At 59.7% G+C, this 19,543-nt stretch carries 17 protein-coding genes and 1 tRNA gene; 5 read left to right on the plus strand and 13 right to left on the minus strand.

The genetic code is table 11. The features are described from left to right. Nucleotides 1-23 precede the first annotated feature (23 nt). Entirely contained in the window at nt 24-1,184 is a 1,161-nt protein-coding gene (locus tag AW06_RS08165) for a pyridoxal phosphate-dependent aminotransferase (RefSeq protein ID WP_034948576.1), read from the plus strand. Nucleotides 1,185-1,250: 66 nt separating this feature from the next. Here the strand turns inward: AW06_RS08165 and ampD are convergent, their stop codons facing one another. From ampD to AW06_RS08180, 3 genes are read right to left on the minus strand one after another with little or no spacing between them, the layout of a single operon-like run. Next, the gene (ampD, locus tag AW06_RS08170; protein ID WP_273704514.1) at nt 1,251-1,832 is read right to left on the minus strand and encodes a 1,6-anhydro-N-acetylmuramyl-L-alanine amidase AmpD; all 582 of its coding nucleotides are present in this window, start codon (nt 1,830-1,832) and stop codon (nt 1,251-1,253) included. Then, nucleotides 1,829-3,199: a sigma-54 dependent transcriptional regulator gene (locus AW06_RS08175; protein ID WP_273704515.1), complete on the minus strand. Its 1,371-nt coding sequence runs from the start codon at nt 3,197-3,199 to the stop codon at nt 1,829-1,831. The genes ampD and AW06_RS08175 overlap by 4 nt, the downstream gene beginning before the upstream one ends. After that, complete coding sequence (locus AW06_RS08180; RefSeq protein WP_034948477.1) at nt 3,193-4,779, minus strand: HAMP domain-containing sensor histidine kinase; 1,587 nt, start codon at nt 4,777-4,779, stop codon at nt 3,193-3,195. The genes AW06_RS08175 and AW06_RS08180 overlap by 7 nt, the downstream gene beginning before the upstream one ends. 432 nt (nt 4,780-5,211) lie before the next feature. Here AW06_RS08180 and AW06_RS08185 point away from each other — a divergent pair, with 432 nt between their 5' ends. Next, nucleotides 5,212-6,273 carry a transposase gene (locus AW06_RS08185; RefSeq protein WP_273704516.1) on the plus strand — a complete coding sequence of 354 codons (1,062 nt, stop codon included), beginning with the start codon at nt 5,212-5,214 and terminating at the stop codon, nt 6,271-6,273. A 110-nt stretch (nt 6,274-6,383) separates the two neighbouring features. Here AW06_RS08185 and AW06_RS08190 read toward each other — a convergent pair. The 5 genes from AW06_RS08190 to AW06_RS08210 all read right to left on the minus strand — a co-directional run bounded on the left by AW06_RS08190 (nt 6,384) and on the right by AW06_RS08210 (nt 10,026). Further along, nucleotides 6,384-6,460, minus strand: a tRNA-Pro gene (locus AW06_RS08190). Nucleotides 6,461-6,478: 18 nt separating this feature from the next. Then, on the minus strand, nt 6,479-7,447 hold the full coding sequence (locus AW06_RS08195; protein WP_034948479.1) for a polyprenyl synthetase family protein: 969 nt from the start codon (nt 7,445-7,447) through the stop codon (nt 6,479-6,481). Between the two features lie 55 nt (nt 7,448-7,502). Further along, on the minus strand, nt 7,503-8,681 hold the full coding sequence (locus tag AW06_RS08200) for a THUMP domain-containing protein (RefSeq protein WP_138677562.1): 1,179 nt from the start codon (nt 8,679-8,681) through the stop codon (nt 7,503-7,505). Between the two features lie 29 nt (nt 8,682-8,710). Continuing rightward, on the minus strand, nt 8,711-9,127 hold the full coding sequence (locus AW06_RS08205; protein WP_034948485.1) for a CopD family protein: 417 nt from the start codon (nt 9,125-9,127) through the stop codon (nt 8,711-8,713). Then, on the minus strand, nt 9,121-10,026 hold the full coding sequence (locus AW06_RS08210; protein WP_034948488.1) for an SDR family oxidoreductase: 906 nt from the start codon (nt 10,024-10,026) through the stop codon (nt 9,121-9,123). The genes AW06_RS08205 and AW06_RS08210 overlap by 7 nt, the downstream gene beginning before the upstream one ends. Before the next feature lie 39 nt (nt 10,027-10,065). Between AW06_RS08210 and AW06_RS08215 the strand changes: the two genes are divergently transcribed. Continuing rightward, complete coding sequence (locus tag AW06_RS08215; RefSeq protein WP_034948491.1) at nt 10,066-11,157, plus strand: CDP-6-deoxy-delta-3,4-glucoseen reductase; 1,092 nt, start codon at nt 10,066-10,068, stop codon at nt 11,155-11,157. Next, nucleotides 11,150-12,322, plus strand: a complete 1,173-nt coding sequence (locus tag AW06_RS08220; RefSeq protein WP_034948494.1) for an HDOD domain-containing protein — start codon at nt 11,150-11,152, stop codon at nt 12,320-12,322. The genes AW06_RS08215 and AW06_RS08220 overlap by 8 nt, the downstream gene beginning before the upstream one ends. 179 nt (nt 12,323-12,501) lie before the next feature. On the opposite strand, the gene AW06_RS08225 is transcribed toward AW06_RS08220, so the two are convergent. Both AW06_RS08225 and AW06_RS08230 read right to left on the minus strand, forming a co-directional pair. Beyond that, nucleotides 12,502-13,422, minus strand: a complete 921-nt coding sequence (locus AW06_RS08225) for a hypothetical protein (protein ID WP_246148416.1) — start codon at nt 13,420-13,422, stop codon at nt 12,502-12,504. Nucleotides 13,423-13,513: 91 nt separating this feature from the next. After that, nucleotides 13,514-14,605: an FUSC family protein gene (locus AW06_RS08230; protein ID WP_034948497.1), complete on the minus strand. Its 1,092-nt coding sequence runs from the start codon at nt 14,603-14,605 to the stop codon at nt 13,514-13,516. A gap of 528 nt (nt 14,606-15,133) precedes the next feature. On the opposite strand from AW06_RS08230, the gene AW06_RS20190 reads away from it, so the two are divergent. After that, on the plus strand, nt 15,134-16,009 hold the full coding sequence (locus AW06_RS20190) for a peptidylprolyl isomerase (protein ID WP_138677564.1): 876 nt from the start codon (nt 15,134-15,136) through the stop codon (nt 16,007-16,009). Between the two features lie 16 nt (nt 16,010-16,025). On the opposite strand, the gene AW06_RS08240 is transcribed toward AW06_RS20190, so the two are convergent. The 3 genes from AW06_RS08240 to AW06_RS08250 form a co-directional block, all read right to left on the minus strand. Continuing rightward, a complete protein-coding gene (locus tag AW06_RS08240) occupies nt 16,026-16,841 on the minus strand; it encodes a Sir2 family NAD-dependent protein deacetylase (protein ID WP_034948500.1) in 816 nt (271 codons plus the stop codon). Nucleotides 16,842-16,844: 3 nt separating this feature from the next. Next, nucleotides 16,845-17,744, minus strand: a complete 900-nt coding sequence (locus AW06_RS08245; RefSeq protein ID WP_034948503.1) for a radical SAM protein — start codon at nt 17,742-17,744, stop codon at nt 16,845-16,847. Between the two features lie 69 nt (nt 17,745-17,813). Beyond that, nucleotides 17,814-19,526 carry a cation:proton antiporter gene (locus tag AW06_RS08250; RefSeq protein WP_034948507.1) on the minus strand — a complete coding sequence of 571 codons (1,713 nt, stop codon included), beginning with the start codon at nt 19,524-19,526 and terminating at the stop codon, nt 17,814-17,816. Nucleotides 19,527-19,543 lie beyond the last annotated feature (17 nt).

The following is a 19,543-nucleotide window of genomic DNA, read 5'->3' on the forward strand; positions in this document are numbered from 1 at the left end:
CTTTCACCAAACCGATTCCAACCATGCCGACCTTTCCCGCCAGCCGCCTCGCCAACATCGCCCCCTTCCATGTCCTGGAGTTGATGGCGCGAGCCAGGGCACTTGAAGCCGAAGGTCGCGACATCATCCACATGGAAGTCGGTGAACCCGACTTCCCAACACCGGAACCGGTCATCGCCGCGGTCCAGACAAGTCTTACGAGCGGTCGTGTGTTCTATACGCCCGCACTTGGCCTGCCCGAATTGCGCCATGCCATCGCCGACTTTTACCAGACACGTTATGGGATCAGCATCCCCGCTGCCCGCATAGCGGTCACTGCGGGGGCCTCTGCTGCCCTGCTGCTGACCCTCGCCTGTCTAGTTGAAGTGGGCAGTGAATGGCTGCTCAGCGATCCTGGTTATCCGTGCAACCGTCACTTCATCCGGAGTTTTGAAGGTGTTCCGATCGGCATCCCGGTCGGCCCGGCGAGCAACTTTCAACCCACCCCGGCAGATTTCGAAGCGCACTGGAATGAACGCTCAGCCGGGGTACTGCTCGCTTCGCCGGCCAACCCCACCGGCACCATGCTGAGCGGCGAACAACTGGCAGCGATCGCTGAATTCGTTCGCCAACACCAGGGACAACTGATTGTCGATGAGATCTATCACGGCCTCACCTATGAGGGCGACGCTCAAACCGCGCTGCAATTCGGCGACGACATTTTTATCGTGCAGAGCTTCTCCAAGTATTTCAACATGACCGGCTGGCGACTCGGTTGGCTGGTCGTCCCCGAACGTTTCGTCCGCGACATCGAAAAGCTCGCACAGAATCTCTACATCTCGCCATCGATGCCGGCACAGCATGCCGCGCTCGCGGCCTTTGCGCCGACGACGATCAGCATCCTCGAAGCACGACGCGCAGAGTTTCGGCGGCGGCGCGACTTCCTGGCGCCGGCGCTCGCAGACCTCGGTTTCCAGCTCACGGCTAGGCCGCAGGGTGCCTTCTATCTCTACGTCGACTGCAGCGCCCTGACCAGCAACAGCGATCGCTTCGCTCGTGACCTGATCGAGTCGGCCGGTGTCGCGACAACCCCTGGCCTCGACTTCGGCACGCATGCACCGAACCAGCATATGCGGTTTGCTTACACGACCACACTCGAACGTCTCGCCGAGGCGGTCGACAGAATTCGCCGCTTTCTGGGTTGAGCGGCGTGCGTTGACCTTTCCCAGGACTGGCTTTGACCGGTTTTCTCGCTCGACGCGCCCTGACGCTCAGCGCAAGACCCCGGGAAGATCGCCGATGGCTGCCAGACGCTGCCAGTCGAAGCAGGGGCCGGGGTCGGTCTTGCGGCCTGGCGAGATGTCGCTGTGCCCGGCAACCGCTGCAATCGGGTAATGAACACACAACAGCCGCAGCAGTTGCAGTAGACGCAAGTACTGTACATCCTCGAATGGCAGCTCGTCACAGCCTTCCAGCTCAATCCCCAAGGAAAAATCATTGCACCGCGGTCGCCCCTGCCAGGAGGAGAGGCCGGCATGCCAAGCACGCTGCCGGCAGGAAACAAACTGGATCAGCTCGCCATCGCGACGAATGAGAAAATGCGCCGAGACGCGCAAATGGCTGATCTGCGCGAAGTAGGAATGGGCGGCGGCGTCGAGCTGATTGGTGAACAAGTGCACGATACCCTCACCACCGAACTGTGCCGGTGGCAGGCTGATGGCATGGACAACAATCAGCGAAATGGCCTCGCCCAGCGGACGTTCATCACAATTGGGCGATTCGATGTGCCGCACGCCCTCAAGCCAGCCGTCAGGCCTGATTTCCGGGCCTGTCGCCCAGCACAGGGAACTCACTCCTCGATACCGAGCCGCTCGATGCGGTAGCGCAATGAACGGAAAGTCACCCCGAGCAGTCTGGCCGCTGCGGTACGGTTGAACGCCGTCTTGGCCAGGGCATCGAGAATCGCTTGCCTCTCGACACGGTTGATGTAGTCGTCGAGCGTTTCATCTTCGCGGCCCACGCTGCCACTGGCCGCCTTTTCCGGTGCCAACTGCAGATCGTCGAGATTCACCGTAGCGTTGTTACACAGTGCGGTGGCCCGCTCGAGGATGTTTTCGAGTTCTCGCACATTACCTGGAAAACTATACGCTTGCAGGGCCGCCAGGGCTTGCGCTTCCAGTTGTGGCGGATGTGCTCCGCAGATGCGTACCAGTAATGCCTCGACCAGGGGCTCGATATCCTCTTCGCGTTCGCGCAAAGGCGGCATTTTGAGTTCGATGACGTTCACCCGGTAATACAGATCCTGGCGGAAGGTTCCGGCATCGACACAGTCACTGAGCAAACGGTGAGTCGCCGAAATGATGCGCACATCGACCGCTTCTTCAACTGTGCTGCCCACCTTGCGTATCTTTTTTTCCTGAATGGCCCGCAACAGTTTGACCTGCATCGGCAGCGGCAAATCAGCCAATTCGTCGAGAAACAGCGTTCCCCCATGAGCAGCCTGGAAAAATCCCTCGCGATCGCTGTCCGCACCCGTGAATGCGCCCTTGCGATAACCGAAGAATTCGCTCTCCATCAGATGCTCGGGAATCGCTCCACAATTCACTGGCACGAAGGGAGAGGCACGACGGGCACTCTGATCGTGTATCAGGCGCGCAGCCAGCTCCTTGCCGGTCCCCGACTCCCCGGAGATATAGACCGGTGCCTGAGTGCGGGCCAATTTGTCAATCATCTGACGGACATGCTCGATCGCCGCTGAAGGCCCAATCAGTTGGGCGGCCAGGTCCACCGGTTCTTCCCCGAGCACACCAGCCCGACGACGCGGCAAACTGAGCGCTGATTTGATCAAGCTGCGCAATTGCTCCAGCGCTACCGGTTTGGCCAGATAGTCAAAGGCACCTGCCTTGAGCGCGGCCACCGCGTTCTGGGTACTGCCGAAAGCCGTGATCACTGCGACGGGGGTCTCGCCGTAGCGCTCACCGATCAACCGAACGATCTCCAGGCCCTCGCCGTCAGGGAGACGCATGTCGGTCAGACAGAGTTGATAGCGCTGCTGCCCAAGCAATACACGTGCCTCCGTCACACTCCCCGCACAGTCTGCCGAGAGCCCCATGCGCGCCAGCGTCAGATCGAGAAGCTCACGAATATCCGCTTCATCGTCGACCACCAGCACTCTCGCCAACTCGCCACGCGGACGCCGTTCAGTTTTGCCAGCTAACACCCAACCGATCTCCCCAAGAGACAGAAATCGGCACCTGGCCCCGATTTCTGGAGTTCAAGTTGCGCCCCATTTGCTTCACACAACTCACGCGCGATGTAAAGACCCAGACCGGTACCGCGATGATGCGTGGTAAAGAACGGTTCAAAGATCTGTTCACGACAAGTATCGTCAACGCCCTGCCCATCGTCAATGACATGGAGTTCCAATTGACCATCGGCGGGGGCATCACAAACCAGCAGGCAAATACTATTCGCAGCACGCTGTGAATGCCGCAATGCATTGCCCATCAGATTCCACAATACCCGATGAAAATGCGAACGATCGAAACAAAGGGTGGCGACTCCTGATATCTCAAGACCGACCACCTCTGCCGGTAAGTTTTCCTTAACCCGATATTCCTCGATGAACGAAGGCAGAACCTCGCGCAGGTCGATCCGTTCACGATAGCTGCGGTCGCGGCGGCCAAGTTCGAGAATATCGTTGACGATACGCTCCAGACGCTGAGTATTGTCGAGAACGATGCGCAACAGGCGCTCATACAACTCTCCACGCCGCTCTTCACGGAGTAACTCGCCGGCATGACTGATCGCCGAGAGCGGATTGCGAATCTCGTGCGCGATGTTAGCAGTCAGCCGCCCGAGAGCAGCCAGTTTGATCTGCCGTGCCTGTTCCTGCAAACGGCCGATATCCTCGAGAAAAACGAGCACATCGTTTTCAGTGCTCGCAGTGCCAACGAAGCGCGCTCGCAATTGCATGCCACTGGCTGGCACGCTGACCAACGCATCCTCATCACCAGGGTCCCGACACCAGTCAACGAAACCCTGCATCAGTTCAGTCGAACACTCGCTGACCTCACTGCCGCCATGCAATGCCAGCAGTTGCCTGGCGCGAGGGTTGCTTTGCCTGACCTGGCCAGTGCGGCTGAGGACCAGCACGCCATCCTGCATCTCTTCGATCACACGCTGGCTGATCACCGTCTGGTTGTTCAGGTCAACGCCACGCTGTCTTGCTAGTACCTCGTTGGTAATCACCCGACGGGCCAGCAGGCGGGCCGATACAGCGACCGCAAAGAACCCGGCACAGAAGATCCCGGTGTGGAAGAATCCGGCAGCATCGAAGTCATTATGCAGTGTTGCCCGGTAAGACTGTTCAAAGAGAACGGCCAGTGTGGCCATCGCCGCATAGAATAATACTAGGCGTCCCTGCCCGACCAAACCGGCACCGGCCAGTGTCACCAGCAACATGGATCCGAGTCCGCTACCCAGCCCGCCGCCGACGTGAATCAGCCACGTCACCACCACCACATCAACCATGACGCTAGCAGTAAGCTGCATGCTGGCATGCTGGCGATGGCGATACGCCAGGATCACCGTCAGTGCAGTGCTCACCAGGTAGGCACTGGCCAGCAGCAGGTGCAGCAAGCCCTGTTGCGGTGTCAGCACAAGCAGGGCGGACGGGTACAGCAACGCGGAAAAGAAAAGCAGCGAGGCCACCGCGAAGCGATAGAGGTTGAAATAGCGGAGCGATTTCCAGTGCGTCTCGGAAAAGCACTCGGCGCCGACTTCCGGCGTACTCAACATGGCTGTTCAGGCGCCGTCGGACTGGGCTTCACGAAGGTGGGCAGCGCAGCAATAGTAACGGCCATTGGCCAGAACGCTCTCGCTGACGGGCTGATTGACTCCACAGTGAGCACACTGAACCATGCGCTCGGGTTCGAGTTTCTCGACAGGTTTTCGAGTACCTCGGTGTGCCGTCCACGACTTTCGCCAAACCCACCAGACAAGCCACACCAGCCCGATTAGCAGTAGAAATTTCGTCATTGCCAGAGAAGTCCTGCAGAGCGCTCAAGCATAGCAGAACGGAACGGCCGCGGGCAGAGCGTATCACTGACAGCCTTAGCACCTATCAGTTTCAGAGATGTCTCCTGCCTTGTTGATCACACACAGGCTGAGGAGGCGTCGAATAGGGGGTCGGTGCAGATTTTAGCGAATGAGATCCGTAGAGGAATGGAGATGATGATGCCATGGTTACGGAAGACGGTACTCAAGAAGTTGCTATTGGCCGTGGCGGCAATGATTGAGGCGCGGACACCCCATACCGCAATTCTGGCGACGAAGTTGCCCCTGGAAGTAGAGCGCGAGGATATGCGACCACAGTGGTTACGACGACTGCTATCGACCGGGCAGTTGCGCAGCGATAGGGAACTGGAGCCCTTTGCTCGGGATGCTCTGCGGATGGCCAGTAGCGGCGGGCAAACGGTGGTAATCGCGATGGATCAAACGGATCTCTCCGATCGATTTGCGATTATCATGGTCAGTGTGCGGATAGGAGAGCGGGCGTTGCCGCTGGCGTGGTGGGTGGAAGAAGGCGCTGCGAACCTGGGGTTTGAACCGCAGCGACAGCTCCTTGATAAAATTCGGGAGTGGCTCCCGACGGGCACGCCGGTATTGCTGTCGGCCGACCGGTTTTACGGCACGGTAGAGTTGCTGCGGTATGTGCGGAGGGTGAAATGGCCATATCGAATTCGGCTCAAGAGCCATTTTTCCGTGGATACCGGCCAAGGCGAACTGACCACCACAGGCGAATTGGCCGCAGGGTGCCGCGAACGCTACCTGCCTCAAGTCACGCTGTTTGCGGAAGGCGTACCGACCGCCATTGGCATTTTGCAGGAGCCTGGCCACCCAGAACCCTGGATCATCGCCATGGATTGTCCTCCTACGCGGGCGCGCGTCCTTGACTACGGGTTGCGCTGGGGTATTGAACCGATGTTCTCCGACCTCAAATCGCGCGGCTTCGAGTGGGCCGAAAGCCACCTGGAACAGGCGAAACGCCTCGATCAAATGATCCTGATCATGGCCCTGGCCTTGCACTGGTGTGTCCGCGTCGGCTGGAACGATCCACTGGAGCTCCCCACCCCCTTGGAAAAGAAAGCACAGGAGCAGACCTCGGATGATCACTGGAACGTCCGGAAAATGCTCCGCAGCCGTCTCTCGTGGTTCACCCGTGGTCTGAGAAAGCTCTACCGACTCGTCGAAAATGGATTGCCGCTGCCTCCGTTTTGGGTGCCAACTTAAACTGATAGGTGCTAAGCACTGACCGGATTTTGGCAATCTCCAGGGAAAGATGCAGGAGACAGATAGGGGGGCGTTGGTGCACGGTTGGGGAAAGACCAACAGGCAACGGTTGGTCGGGGCGAGAGGATTCGAACCTCCGACTCCTGCGTCCCGAACGCAGTACTCTACCAGGCTGAGCTACGCCCCGACCGATGCGACGACAGTGCTAATAGCTTCTAGCGACTGCGAAGAGGCATAATTCTAGCAAGGAATCCTTGTATTGAGAAGGGGGGAGCCGCTTGAGCGCAAGCGCAGCGCGCTCTGACTCTGCCTTGGCCTTCTGTTTCGCGTATTCAAGTGCCCCCGTTGCGCGAATTGCCGCCAACACTTCGGGTAGGGCGTCGCGCCCGCCACCCTCGATCGCCTGCCGTACGCAAGCCGCCTGTTCCGCGGTCCCGTTCTGAAGCACGAAAATCAGTGGAAGCGTTGGCTTACCTTCAGCCAGGTCGTCACCGAGATGCTTGCCAGTCTCCAGTTCATCGCCCGAATAGTCAAGCACGTCGTCAATCAACTGAAATGCCGTCCCCAGATGGATGCCGTAGGTCGCCATTGCCTGCTCTATGGCGACCGTGGCGCCGCCGATGATCGCACCCAGTTGCGTCGCCGCCTCGAACAATTTCGCTGTCTTGTAGCGGATGACTTGCAGGTAGCTCGCCTCATCGACGTTGGCATCGTGGCAGTTCATCAATTGCAGCACTTCGCCCTCAGCAATGAGGTTGGTTGCATCGGACAACACCCGCATGATGCGCATGTCGTTGACTGCAACCATCATCTGGAAGGCTCGCGAATACAGGAAGTCACCCACCAGCACGCTGGCCGAGTTACCAAACATCGCGTTGGCGGTTTCACGGCCGCGCCGCAGATCGGAAGCGTCGACCACATCGTCATGCAGCAGGGTGGCCGTATGGATGAACTCGATCACCGCGGAAAGTTCGTGATGATGCGTACCGTGATAACCCAGCGCACCGGCCGAAAGCAACACCAGTGCCGGACGCAGTCTCTTGCCGCCGCTCTGAACGATGTACTCGGCGACCTGCCGAACCAGTACCACGTCAGAATGGAGTCGCTGGCGGATCACCGCGTCAACCGCTTCCAGATCAGACCTGATCAGGTTGTATAGCTGCTCCATTCTCACCACACAGCACCTTGGCACAAAAACTTTGCGATCTTAGGCGCCGGCCTGTTCGGCGTCAACTGCACGAACTGTCAAGAATCGAAGAATTCGCCGTGTTGCCACGGTTGCTGCCCGCCACCATCCGGAATTCATAAAGACGACATTCCAGCGCCCCGTTGAACAGAGGTGTCTTCTTGCTGGGAGTCAGACGGACCATTTTCGGCAGACGGGTGTCGGCGCTGATCAGATAGCAGTTCCAGCCAGCGAAGCGGCGCTTCAGCGCACTGCCGAGCAAGGGGTAAAACTGAGCCAACTGGTCACGGTCAAAGACTCGTTCGGCGTAAGGCGGATTGCTGACCATCACGCCGTGCTCGGCTGGAGCCTTGATTTCAAGCAGGTCGCCGGTGCTTAAGGTAACCAGCGGCAGCAACCCGGCGCGGTCGAGATTGGCCAGCGAGGCGCGAACGGCAGCCGGCGAGAGATCGCTGCCAAAAATTCCCGCATCGGTAGCCGCCGCCTCCCCGGCACGCGCGGCCTCGAGCAGCCGCTGCCAGACCGCCAGATCAAAATGGCGTAGCTGCTCGAAGGCAAAGGGACGCCTCGCACCAGGCGCCACACCGAGAGCGATTTGCGCTGCTTCGAGCAAAAAGGTGCCACTGCCACACATCGGATCAAGCAGAGCGACGCCCGGCTGCCAGCCGCTGAGACGCAGAATTCCGGCAGCAAGGTTTTCCTTGATCGGTGCATCGACCGTCTTCTGGCGCAATCCGCGCTGGTAGAGTGGCGCGCCCGAGGTATCGAGGTAGAGAATGCATTCCTCCTTGCTGATGAACCCGTGTACCCGCAGGTCCGGCTGACGCGTATCGACACTCGGGCGCTTGCCGGTTTCGCGGCGAAAACGATCGCAGATCGCGTCCTTGATTCGCAGGGTTACGAATTCGAGGCTTTTCAACGTGCTCTTGACGGCGTTGACGTCCACCCGAAAGGTCTGCTCGGAAACGAACCACTTCGGCCAGGGAGTGTCAAGCGCCAGGCGATAGATGTCCTCTTCGTTGCGATAAGACGCCAGCGCTACTCGCCAGAGGATGCGCGTGGCAATCCGTGAGTACAGATTTGCACGGTAGCATACCGGCCAGTCGGCCAGGAAATGCACGCCACCGAAGATTGATTTGAGATCGCGTGCACCCGCCACCCTAAGGTCTTCAAGCAGCAGTTGCTCCAAACCGCGCGGGCAGCTTGCAAAAAACGTTTCCACGATTGATTGTCTCCCGACAGGCGTACGTACTAGAATGGCTTGACCACGGCCAAGTAGGTCACCGCCAGTAGCACCAGGACCGGCAGTTCATTGAACCAACGGTACCAAACGTGGCCGTGGCGGTTGCGACCGGCCCGAAAGTCGCGTAAAAGCCGATTGCAATACGCGTGATAGGCCAGCAACGCCACCACCAAAGCCGTCTTGACGTGCAACCAGCCACCCGAGAAACCGAAACCAAACCATAGCCAGAGGCCCAGGGCAACCGCCAGAGCGGCGATCGGAGTCATGAAACGGTAGAGCTTGCCGGCCATCAGCAGCAGGCGGTCACGCTCGGCAACACTGCTCGAGGCCACCATCGCCAGATTGACAAAAATCCGTGGCAGGTAGAACAGGCCAGCAAACCAGCTGACCACCATCCAGAGATGCAATACCTTGACGATCAGCATCGGTGCTTCCTTTCCGCACGAGCCGCAGCGACACCGTCCTCGACCCTGCTATAGCGCAGCCTGACGTGCAGTTCCTTCTTGATCCGCTGGTTGCTCAGACGGCGCGATTCGCTCATGAAAGACAACTGCAGGGGCGACAGTTGCTGCTCGGCGTCGTGACGCGAAAGACGCGGCACTCGCGGCAGATCGAAACGATCGGCAATGAGATCGAAATACTCGCCCATTCTGATTTCCGAATCGTCGCTCGCATTGTAGGTGCGGTTGCTGCGCCCATAACGCAGCGCGGCACAGGTCAGCATCACCAGATCCTCGGCATGGATGTGGTTGGTATAGACATCGTCGGTCGTGCACAGCGCCGGCGTCCTTTTTTGCAAACGCTCGATCGGCAGGCGATCCGCAGCATAGATGCCAGGAACACGCAGGATGCTGACAACGACGCCGCGCTGGCCAAAAGCGCGTAACTGGCGCTCGGCGTCAACACGGCGGCAGGCGCGTGCCGTCTTCGGCCGCAGGCTGCGCGTCTCGTCAATCCGTTCCCCCCGGCAATCGCCATAGACACCACTAGTGCTTATATACACGATGCGCTGTGGTAGACTCCTGCCGCGGGCCAACGCAGCAAGCAATGCGCTGGTACGGGTATCGCGCTGTCCGCTGAAAGGGCTTCGTCGATCGGTGTTCGGCGGCGGGGCCAGATGAACGATGACGTCAGCGAGACCGGCAATGCGTTGCAGACTGGCGGGCTGATCGAGGTCCGCCAGGATGGGTCGGGCACCCCTTGCGCGCCAGAAGGCGCACTGCCCAGGGTCGCGTAACAGCGCGAAAACGCGATAATGGCCCAGCAGGCGAGGAAGCAAGCGGCTGGCAATGTCACCGCAACCGACGATCAAGAGTTTTTGCACCGCGCAATTTTACCGGATTCAGGCATCCGTGGAGAGTCAATGGGTTTTCAGGTCAGTGTTCAGCCAAGCCGGCACACCTTTCACGCCGAGCCTGACGAGACAATTCTCGACGCCGCACTGCGTCAGGGATTGAGTCTTCCGTACGGCTGCCGGGATGGGGTTTGTGGCACCTGCCGGGGGAAAGTCCTGAGCGGCGAACTGGCGCACGGCAAAGCCCAGCTCGAGGTGCTCAGTGAGGCCGACCGCCAGGCCGGCTTTGCCCTCTTTTGCTGCGCCATGGCGAGAAGCGACCTGTGCCTGGAGAGCCGGGAAATCCGCTCGACTGAGGATATTCCGATCAGAACCTTGCCGGCACGTGTGCACAAGCTCACGCGCGCCGCCCCGGACGTGATCATCATCGACCTCAAACTGCCCGCCAGTGAGCGCCTGCAGTTTCTCGCCGGCCAATACGTGGACATTCTACTCAAGGAAGGCCGGCACCGCTCGTTCTCGCTGGCCAACGCACCGCATGCGGACGACTTTCTTCAACTGCATGTTCGGCAGGTACCAGGCGGCCAGTTCACCAGACACGTCTTCGAAGCCATGAAGGAACGAGACCTGCTACGCCTGCGCGGGCCACACGGCAGCTTCTTCATGCGCGAGGACTCCCGGAAACCGATGCTGCTGGTTGCCGGCGGCACCGGCTTTGCACCGATCAAGGCGATTGTCGAACATGCCATCGCGGAAGCATGCACCAGGCCCATGCACGTCTATTGGGGGGGGCGCTGTCGCGCCGACCTTTACCTTCTGGCCCTTGCCGAACAGTGGTCTGTGCAGCATCCCCATATTCATTTCACGCCGGTCCTGTCTGACTCGCCGTCCGCAGAACACTGGCCGGGTCGACGTGGTCTGGTGCATGCAGTGGCCATGGCCGATCACCCCTGGCTTGCTGACTACCAGGCCTATGTCTGTGGTTCACCGGATATGGTGACCGCCGCCAGGCAAGATTTTCTGACCAATTGCCAGTTGCCGGCAGAGGAGTTCTTTGCTGACTCCTTCGACTTTGCTGCCGATACGCTGGCGGCAATGAGGGCGAATCGTGTGCTGCCTACGAGCCATCCTTCCGACACCAGGGTTGCCTCAGATGAATGAAGTGTTCATGTCCCGCCAAGCGCTGGTCAATCGCCAGAGCCGAATCATCGCCACCCGTCTGACACTGCATCTGGGCAATGGCGGCAGCATGCAGGACGCAGTGAGTGCCCTCAGCGCGCTAGCCGAGGTCTGGCCACCGGGAGGAAAGCCGGTGTTCATCAGTTGCGGCAGCAGCTGTGATGCCAGCCTGCTCGACTGGACGACCCCGGAAAACGCGACCCTCGAATTCTCTGCTGCAACCCTGCTCAGCCCGCATGGACCGGACCTGATTGCCGCGCTGGAGACCTGGCAGCCGACGGTATGCTTGCATTTTGATCCGCAAGCGGCGCAGGCCTTGACGATCGGTCTGCCATACCGCTTTATCGGTTTCGACGCACACCGCTTCACGCCATCCCAACTCAAGCTGCTCGCTGCCCGGACACGCTCGCTCGGTATTGGCATTGCTTTCAATGTCGATACCCCCGAGGATTTCCGGGCTTGCATCGATGCGGGAATGACTGCCGCTGCCGGCTGGTTTTTCACCTCGCCAAGCGGTGTATCGGCAAAGAAGCTCAGTGCCGGGCAGGCGAACATCGTACGGGTGCTCAACCTGGTTCGCAAGAATGCCGACATTCGGGAAATCGAAGACGCGCTCAAGCTCGATGTCGCAATTTCGTACAAATTGCTGCGCTACATCAATTCAGCCGGTTTCGGCCTGTCTTGTGAAATCCAGTCGTTCCGGCACGCCGTCAGCATGCTCGGCTACGACAAGCTCAACCGCTGGTTGTCCCTGCTGTTATCGACAGCAAGCAAGGACCCGATGGCGCCCGCGCTGATGTATACCGCCCTGCTCAGAGCGCGCCTGATGGAGTTGCTCGCCAGTGGTCTGGTCGACAAGTCGGAGTACGACAATCTCTTCATCACCGGCGCTTTCTCTTTGCTCGACGCCTTGCTCGGCGTCGGCATGGAGCATGTGCTCGAAGCAATGCGCCTGCCTGAACCGATCTGTGATGCCCTGCTCGGCAGAGGCGGTCGCTATCAGCCTTTTCTCGATCTGGCGTTGGCCAGCGAGGGCAATGATGGCGAGGTGATCGCAGAGCAGGCAGCCATGCTTGGACTGACCGCCACAGATTTCAATCGCGCCCAGATACAGGCGCTGGCCTTCGCCGATGCGATGGAGTTCTAGGTCCGTTGACATTCAATCCTGATCGCAGAGCCCGGCGAAAGCGGCCGATCCATCAACCCAAGAACTGTCGTGAAACCGGCGAGGGCCCTTCGAAAGGCCCGCCTTGCGTGCGGCTCAATGCGTACGGTCGCGGCAGTCGCGGAACCCCAGATTACCCTCACTTTCCTGGATGGGCTGTGTTACTCGTGAGCCTGCGGCGGATTGCCGTTCATCCGGTACACCAGCCCGGTCTTGGTTGTTCCCAGGGACAGCCAGTCGCGACCGGTCGTTTGCAGTGCAATGAAAAACTGACGGCAGCGTTGCATGGCCTTCTCGTGCAGTTCGTCCTGGCGAGTGAACTTGGCCTGAAATGCGAACTCACCGCAGAGCGGCTTGTGCGTACCGCGCTCGCGCCAGATCGCAATATTGGCGTCGGCGGTAACCCCGTGGCCAAAATCGAAGGTTCCGAGGTCCTGCAGGATCTCCTCGACGATCGCGCCGTTGACCAGCGCCAACTGGTCGTCGCCTGCAAGCTTCAGGGAGTCCAAAGCCGGGAACATCCGCGCCAGACCGCTCAGGAAAGCGTGTGCGCTTTCAGGTTCCTGGCTCAGGGGGAATTGCGCGTTGTGTGAGAACAGCAGGCGATACGACCCGACCTGATCTTTCAACGGAAGCGCCTCTGCTTTGAACTTGATCCGATAGTGGCCGGCAATCTGCGGCCGCACGTCCAGGTCCGCGGCCGTCTGCATATCCGGATGGCGGAATTTGAAGACGATCTCCGGTTCCCCTGCGGGAAAACCGTCTTCGTAGGTGACGCGCTGCCGCAGGATGAACGCATTGTTATAAAGGCGGAAGTCGGCAGTGTCAAAAAACTCGACCTCCCGCACCTGTGGCTTTAGGGTCACCCCCTTGTTTGAAAAACCAATCCCGAACTCTTTCGCTGTCTGACGCGCGAGTTCTCCGTACTCGAAGAATATTTTTGCAGAGACGAAACGATCGGGTTTCAGGATCAGCTTGCACTCGAGATACTGCACCTCGTCGAGCGGATGACCGTCCGAGTACTTGCCCTGTTTGAGCTGGAGAAACCGCTTGTCACCCATGCCTTCGTCAGATTTCTGCATCGTGCCGTTTTCCTGGTTCGCCATTTCGCTTGGTCCCTTTATTGTAAAAAAACGTTACTAAACCCCCGATCGCGGGTAACTTGATGAAGCATCATGGTGCTGACGCACCGCTTGCCTTGCCGGCAACGCGCACCGGCCAGATTCTCGACATCAGCCAAGTGAAAAACAGGCCAACAATGCAACCGAGCAGGACCTCGATCACGCGCATCAAGCCGTCTTCTATGCCGACTTCCTTGGAATGATGCATCAGCCCCGAGGCAATCACCAGCGCAGCAGTGATCGGTGCCTGACGCCACATCGCCGGTACGCGAACGACGTAGGTCGAGAGCAGGACTGTCACCGCCATGGCCAGCGGCAGCTTCCACTGGCTCGAACTGCCGATGACCAGGAACAGCAAGCCGACGGTACAGCCAAGCAAGGTATTGAAAATCCGTCCACGGAAAGTGGCCATCGCCTCGTGCATGTTCGGATCGCTCACGGCGATCATCGCGCTGATTGCCCAGATCGGATTGGTCCCGATACCCATCTGCAGCAACAACCAAAGCGTGCCACTCGCGATAAAGATGTGCGAGGCGAAACGCACGCCGACGAGATCGGCTTGCCGAAGTCGCTGTATGGCGCTCGGCAGCCGATCGAAGCCAGGCGTGTTCTGCCCGCCCGTTTCTCCTGATCGACGATGTGCAGACGACGCCAGAATCTCCTGTCGCCTCTCGCGCCGAGCCTCGATGAGTTCGAGTTGGCGATTCTGAAAACTTTGCACGATGGTGAACAGGACACCGGTGGACCAGGCAAAAGTCATCAAGCCGGCAATGGCGATCATGCCTTCAAGCAAATTCCATTCGTCAGACAAACTGATGCTGCTGCCCAGAGTAGTGTATTCCAGGAGCGCGAAATAGAACGACGTGCCAAACTTGGGAATGGACCCTGTGATGACGAAGAAAGCTGCCCAGACGGCGATCTCGAGCAGATGCACCAGCATGATCAGCCAGCTTGCAAGAATGATGTTGCCGAGCCCCCAAAGGAAGGAATGCGTGCCATTCGCCCTGTGCTCTAGGGTACGGCTTATATCGATCGTCAGGATCATGCCGAACCCATGCACGGCCATGGTCGCGGCGACCAGCACGATGCCCCAGGTCACCTCGGTAACAGAGGTGATGTATTCGGGAATGGGTATATCGTTCATGCAGGGATGGTTTTCACGGGTTCATCCACAGGCGCTGCGCAAGGTAGCAGTGGCGGGTGTGCTGTGACAGGTTGCGACGAAATATAGTCTCCGAATGAATATACCCATTGGCAGTAGAGCCTTCCTCTGAAACGTGCTTGGCACACTCCTTGGCGTCATGGCGCGAGAGTGTAGCATGGGGATCGGCTGTGCTCCGGCCTATCCGGTTGTTAACGCTCCCTATGCATCTTCTGCACTTTCCGGGTAGAACCGGGTAGCTTCTCGGAAAGTGGTGTAAAAGCGCTCAATAAGGAAGCTGATCAGGACCTTGCATGTCAAATACGCGCGTGCCAATCCGGGCACACCTCCTAACATCGATCGCCTGTTCGCGCCGCTCGAAAAAAACCGGACACTCCGAACCTGGCATGTCTTTGCGGTATGAGATTGGGGCAGAACTCCCTGGCAGAACCGATCCACTGAGTTGAGGTTGAGTTTCCTGGCGGGTGACAGGATAATTCGCGTTTCCAGCTACCCGGTCAATGATTGCCCATGAACACCATTCTGCGTCTGCTGCGTCCAGGCCTGTTGGCCATCGTCAGCCTTGCCCTGGCGACCACTGTGTGGGCTCAATCCACGATGGTCCGATTGCACACCACGCAGGGCGCGATCGACATCCAACTCTACGACACCGCTGCACCGAAGACGGTGGCCAACTTCCTCAGCTATGTACGCAGCGGCGCCTACACGGACAACTTCATCCACCGCAGCATACCCGGTTTCGTCGTGCAGTTGGGCGGGTATGCGTGGCCCGCCAGCGGCTATGCCGGCCACATCACCACCTTTCCTCCGGTGGTCAACGAATTCAGCGTCGCACGCTCAAATGTGCGCGGCACGGTGGCGATGGCCAAGCTCGGTGGTGACCCTAACAGTGCCACCAGCGAGTTTTTCTTCAATCTGGTCAACAACGCGGCCAACCTGGACACCCAGAATGGCGGTTTCACGGTGTTTGGCCGGGTGACCACGCCAGGCATGGCCGTTGTGGACAGGATAGCGGCACTGGGCACGGTCAATGCCGGTGGCGCTTTTACCAATCTGCCGGTGGTCAACTTCAGCGGCAGCACCATCCTGCGCGAGCATGTGCTTCGCCTGACCGATGTGACTGAGTTCCCACCCCTCTTTGCTCAGAGCGATTCGGATCGCATCTTCAACTATCTCGAGGCAGCGTATCCGCAGTATCTTTCGCCTTCGCACGGCCAGGCCGGCGTGGCATCTGGCTATACCTTCCGCTACTACGCCGGCTCCAACGCCTACGTGGCCACCGCCAATGACAAGGTCTGGTATCTGCTGCCGTCGATCTCTCCCGACATTGGCCTGCTGGGGGACAAGGCGTTCTGGCTGAGTATCGCGGTGCAGGCCGGCTACTGATGATGACCGACCACCGTTAGAGCAGACAGGCAGCAGCAATCGCACGTAGCGCTGCCAGGCCACCAGCGGCAATCGACACGCCTTTGCCGTCCGGTAGCTGCGGCTCGGTCGGATTGATACGGATCAACTGGCCTTTGACCCGCTCGCTCATTCGGCGTGCGGTCGGGATGCGGGTGCCGGCGCCAATCTCGATGACCAACGGATGCCCGACCTGTCGAAGCCAGGCGCGCAGACCTGCTTCCTGAACGTCGCTACGTTCGCTGCGCCATCCCCAGTCACCGAACATCAGAATGTTTGGCCGGGCAATTCCCCGGCAGCGCGGGCAGCGCGGAAATTCTGAAATCAGCAGACACTGCTCTTCGTCAATTTCGGGGTCGAACTCCCTTGCCGGCCAGATGCCGTCATGGCAGCCGTCGAGGCACTGCAGGTGGTGGATCGATCCGTGGCATTCGCTGACGCGATCTTCAGCAAAACCGGCTTTCTGGAACTGTCCGTCGACGTTGCTGGTAAATACGTGGGCGCCATGCGGCAGGCACTCACCGATCCGGCGCAGGATCTGGAAACCTTCGTGCGGAACCGTGCGACGGTAGAGCTGCAGTCGATGTCCGTAGAAACCCCAGGCCAGGCGAGGCTGCGATGCGAAGGCCGCTGGATTGGCGATTTCCCCAAAGGCGATGCGGGCTCGTCCGAGCGCCGGATAAGCTCCCCAGAAACCCTGCGGACCACGAAAATCGGGCATGCCCGAATCCACGCCGATACCGGCACCGGCGGTGATCAGGAGGCCGTCGGCCTGCCGGATCAGTTCGGCGCAGCGTTGGTAATCGGTCGCCATCTACTACAGCCCTCGTGCCCATGCTGGACGCAGTGCTGCGGCCTGCGGGTTGGCGATGGCGTCGCGCACCTGCCGCAGCAGGCGATCCTTGTCGGCGCCAAGCGTTCCCTTGAGAACCAGCCAGTTCGAAGCGTGGTCGCTGCGAAACACCGTCCGTTCGAGTTCCAGCCCGGCAAGAAAATGCTCCATTTCGACAAACAGTTCGTGCTGGCTGAGTGCCCGCCAGTCCGGAAAGCCACCACGAAAGCGCTCCTCACCGAGCGGAAAGCTGACGACCAGCGTCGCCAGATACTCGGGCTGTGTGGCATTGACCAGACGTGCCGAATGGTCGGCGTGCCGCAGAGAGAGATCCGGGCCGGCAAGGCCGTTGAGAATCATCACTGAGCGCTGGATGCCGGCCGCCCTGAGTTTGTTCAGCGCATCGAGAGTCGAGCCATGGGTCTCGCCCTTGTCGACTCTTTCCAGTACCTCGTCGTCGCCCGACTCGGCGCCGACATAGGCGATTGTCAGGCCGGCTGCAGCGAGTTCGCCCAGTTCCTCAACCGACTTCTTCCTCAGGTTGCGCGGCAGGCAGTAGCTCGATACCCGCCGAACAGCCGGCAGGTGTTTGCGGATGGCGTTGAGGACCTTGAGCAGGCGGCGCGTCGGCAGCACCAGTGCATCGCCGTCGGCGAGAAAAACGCGCCGGATTGCGCTGCCGAAACGTTCGCCGGTACGCTCGATGCTCTCCAGTATTTCGGCTTCGTCACGCGCTCGAAAATGCTTCTGCGGCGCGGTGTACATCTCGCAGAAGGTACAGCGATTCCACGAGCAGCCGTCGGTTAACGGCAGGATCAGCGATTCGGCTTCACTCGGTGGCCGGTAGACGGGTTCGACGTAACGGATCGGGAGCACGGGAAACATGGCGTGTAGTTTCGCGGGGCAGGTTGATTAGCCAATATTAGCGCGCTTTGCCCCTGTCTGGAGAGCTGGCTACTCCTCGCTCTCACGCACCAGCGCATAATCGGTATCGCGCACACCGCGCAGCAGCAGGGCGGTATCCTCGGTGGAAGTGCCGAGAGCCTCCAGAGCCTCCGCCGCCAGACGCAGGCTGGCTTCCAGAAGTTCGGGATAGGCCTTGTTGACACCGGCTCGCAGCAGAGCCTCGCAGCTTGCCAGGTCACGGGCGCGCGCGACGATGGTGACTTCCGGCGCGTGCGAGCGGATCATCGCCGCTGCACGAACAGCAGCGTGCGGGTCGTCGATGGTCAGGACCACCAGATCGACTCCCTGCATTGGCGAGGTGGCGAGCAATTCCGGGTCACCGATGTCACCATAGAATACCGGATGACCTTCGCTGTGCCATTTGGCGACCAGTACCGCGTCGGTGTCGAAAGCGATGCAGGAGATACCGCTACTGGCCAGGATGGTACCCACCGTGTGGCCGACGCGACCATACCCACCGATCACCACCCGGGCACCGGATTCCTTTCCTTGCGCGGCATGGCGGAAGCGGTCGTGAATTCCTGCCGGCGCATCCTCTACACGTCGTGCCAGCCAGTTCCCGAGCTTTACCAGCAGTGGAGTGAAGAGCATGGTGACGGAAATGATCGCCACGGCCATCACGAAGATCAAATCGTCGATCACGCCCAATGCCTTGGCGGAACCGAACAGCACAAAGCCGAACTCACCTCCCTGTGCGAGCAGAAATGCGACCCGCAAGGCGGTGCTGCGGCCAGAGCCGAAGCACCGACACAATACGAAGAGCACCATCGCCTTGAGGGTGATGATTGCGAGAACATGCAGGGCAAACTCGAATGGATGCTGCGTCAGCACACCGACGTCCACCGACATGCCGACGGCAACGAAGAACAGGCTCATCAGCAGACCCTTGTGAGGTTCCATGCTGGCCTCGATCTGAATGCTGTAGCGCGAAGTCGAGAGCATCATCCCGATCAGGAATGCCCCCAGAGCCATCGACATGCCCGCATGTTCCATGGCCATCGCGGCAATGAACACCGAGGCCATGGCCGTCAGCAGGAAAGCCTCGCGGTTGTTGGTGCGGGCCAGATGATCGAGAACCCGGGGGAGCAGGTAGCGCCCACCGATGAGCACCATTGCCACCATCGCGACTGCCAGACCAATCTGCCTCCACAAGGGGATTTCCGTCGCCAGCGCGCTGCTGTCGGCGAGGATCGGAACCAATGCCAGCAGCGGTACCACCGCGATATCCTGCATCAGCAGCACGGCGAATGCGGTCTGACCGTGCCGGCTGGCGATGTCGCCCTGATCCCTGAGCATCTGCACCACAAACGCGGTCGAGGACAGTGCGAAGCTGCTGCCGATCAGGAGGGCGGTCGACCAGTTCGCTTGAAAGAGTTTGAAATAGGCGGCGATGGCCAGCGCCGAGACGACGATCTGCAGCGAACCGAGCCCGAACAGCGTGCGCCGCAGCTCCCACAAACGGCGAGGCTTCATCTCCAGGCCGATCAGGAACATCAGCAGCACGACGCCGAGTTCGGTGAAATGCCGCACACCTTCGACCTCGGTGGTGATGAAAGGCCCTGGCGTATGCGGTCCAACGATGACGCCGGTAACCAGCAAGCCGAGGATCGAGCCGAGACCGAAATGCCGGAACACCGCGACGGCAACCGCCGCGACGACCAGCAACAATACGGCAGAGTCAACGAAAGATTTGGGGTCCATGCGAGTGGTGAGCGCTT

Source organism: Candidatus Accumulibacter cognatus, assembly GCF_000584975.1.
Taxonomy (GTDB): Bacteria; Pseudomonadota; Gammaproteobacteria; order Burkholderiales; family Rhodocyclaceae; genus Accumulibacter; species Accumulibacter cognatus.

Bases quoted from the DNA above. Each gene is read 5' to 3' on its own strand.
- AW06_RS08220 (WP_034948494.1), top strand. From the start codon at position 11,150: ATGAATGAAGTGTTCATGTCCCGCCAAGCGCTGGTCAATCGCCAGAGC.
- AW06_RS08240 (WP_034948500.1), bottom strand. From the start codon at position 16,841: ATGGCGACCGATTACCAACGCTGCGCCGAACTGATCCGGCAGGCCGAC.
- AW06_RS08230 (WP_034948497.1), bottom strand. From the start codon at position 14,605: ATGAACGATATACCCATTCCCGAATACATCACCTCTGTTACCGAGGTG.
- AW06_RS08205 (WP_034948485.1), bottom strand. From the start codon at position 9,127: ATGCTGATCGTCAAGGTATTGCATCTCTGGATGGTGGTCAGCTGGTTT.
- AW06_RS08180 (WP_034948477.1), bottom strand. From the start codon at position 4,779: ATGTTGAGTACGCCGGAAGTCGGCGCCGAGTGCTTTTCCGAGACGCAC.
- AW06_RS08165 (WP_034948576.1), top strand. From the start codon at position 24: ATGCCGACCTTTCCCGCCAGCCGCCTCGCCAACATCGCCCCCTTCCAT.
- AW06_RS08215 (WP_034948491.1), top strand. From the start codon at position 10,066: ATGGGTTTTCAGGTCAGTGTTCAGCCAAGCCGGCACACCTTTCACGCC.
- AW06_RS08245 (WP_034948503.1), bottom strand. From the start codon at position 17,744: ATGTTTCCCGTGCTCCCGATCCGTTACGTCGAACCCGTCTACCGGCCA.
- AW06_RS08250 (WP_034948507.1), bottom strand. From the start codon at position 19,526: ATGGACCCCAAATCTTTCGTTGACTCTGCCGTATTGTTGCTGGTCGTC.
- AW06_RS08185 (WP_273704516.1), top strand. From the start codon at position 5,212: ATGATGATGCCATGGTTACGGAAGACGGTACTCAAGAAGTTGCTATTG.
- AW06_RS20190 (WP_138677564.1), top strand. From the start codon at position 15,134: ATGAACACCATTCTGCGTCTGCTGCGTCCAGGCCTGTTGGCCATCGTC.
- AW06_RS08225 (WP_246148416.1), bottom strand. From the start codon at position 13,422: ATGCAGAAATCTGACGAAGGCATGGGTGACAAGCGGTTTCTCCAGCTC.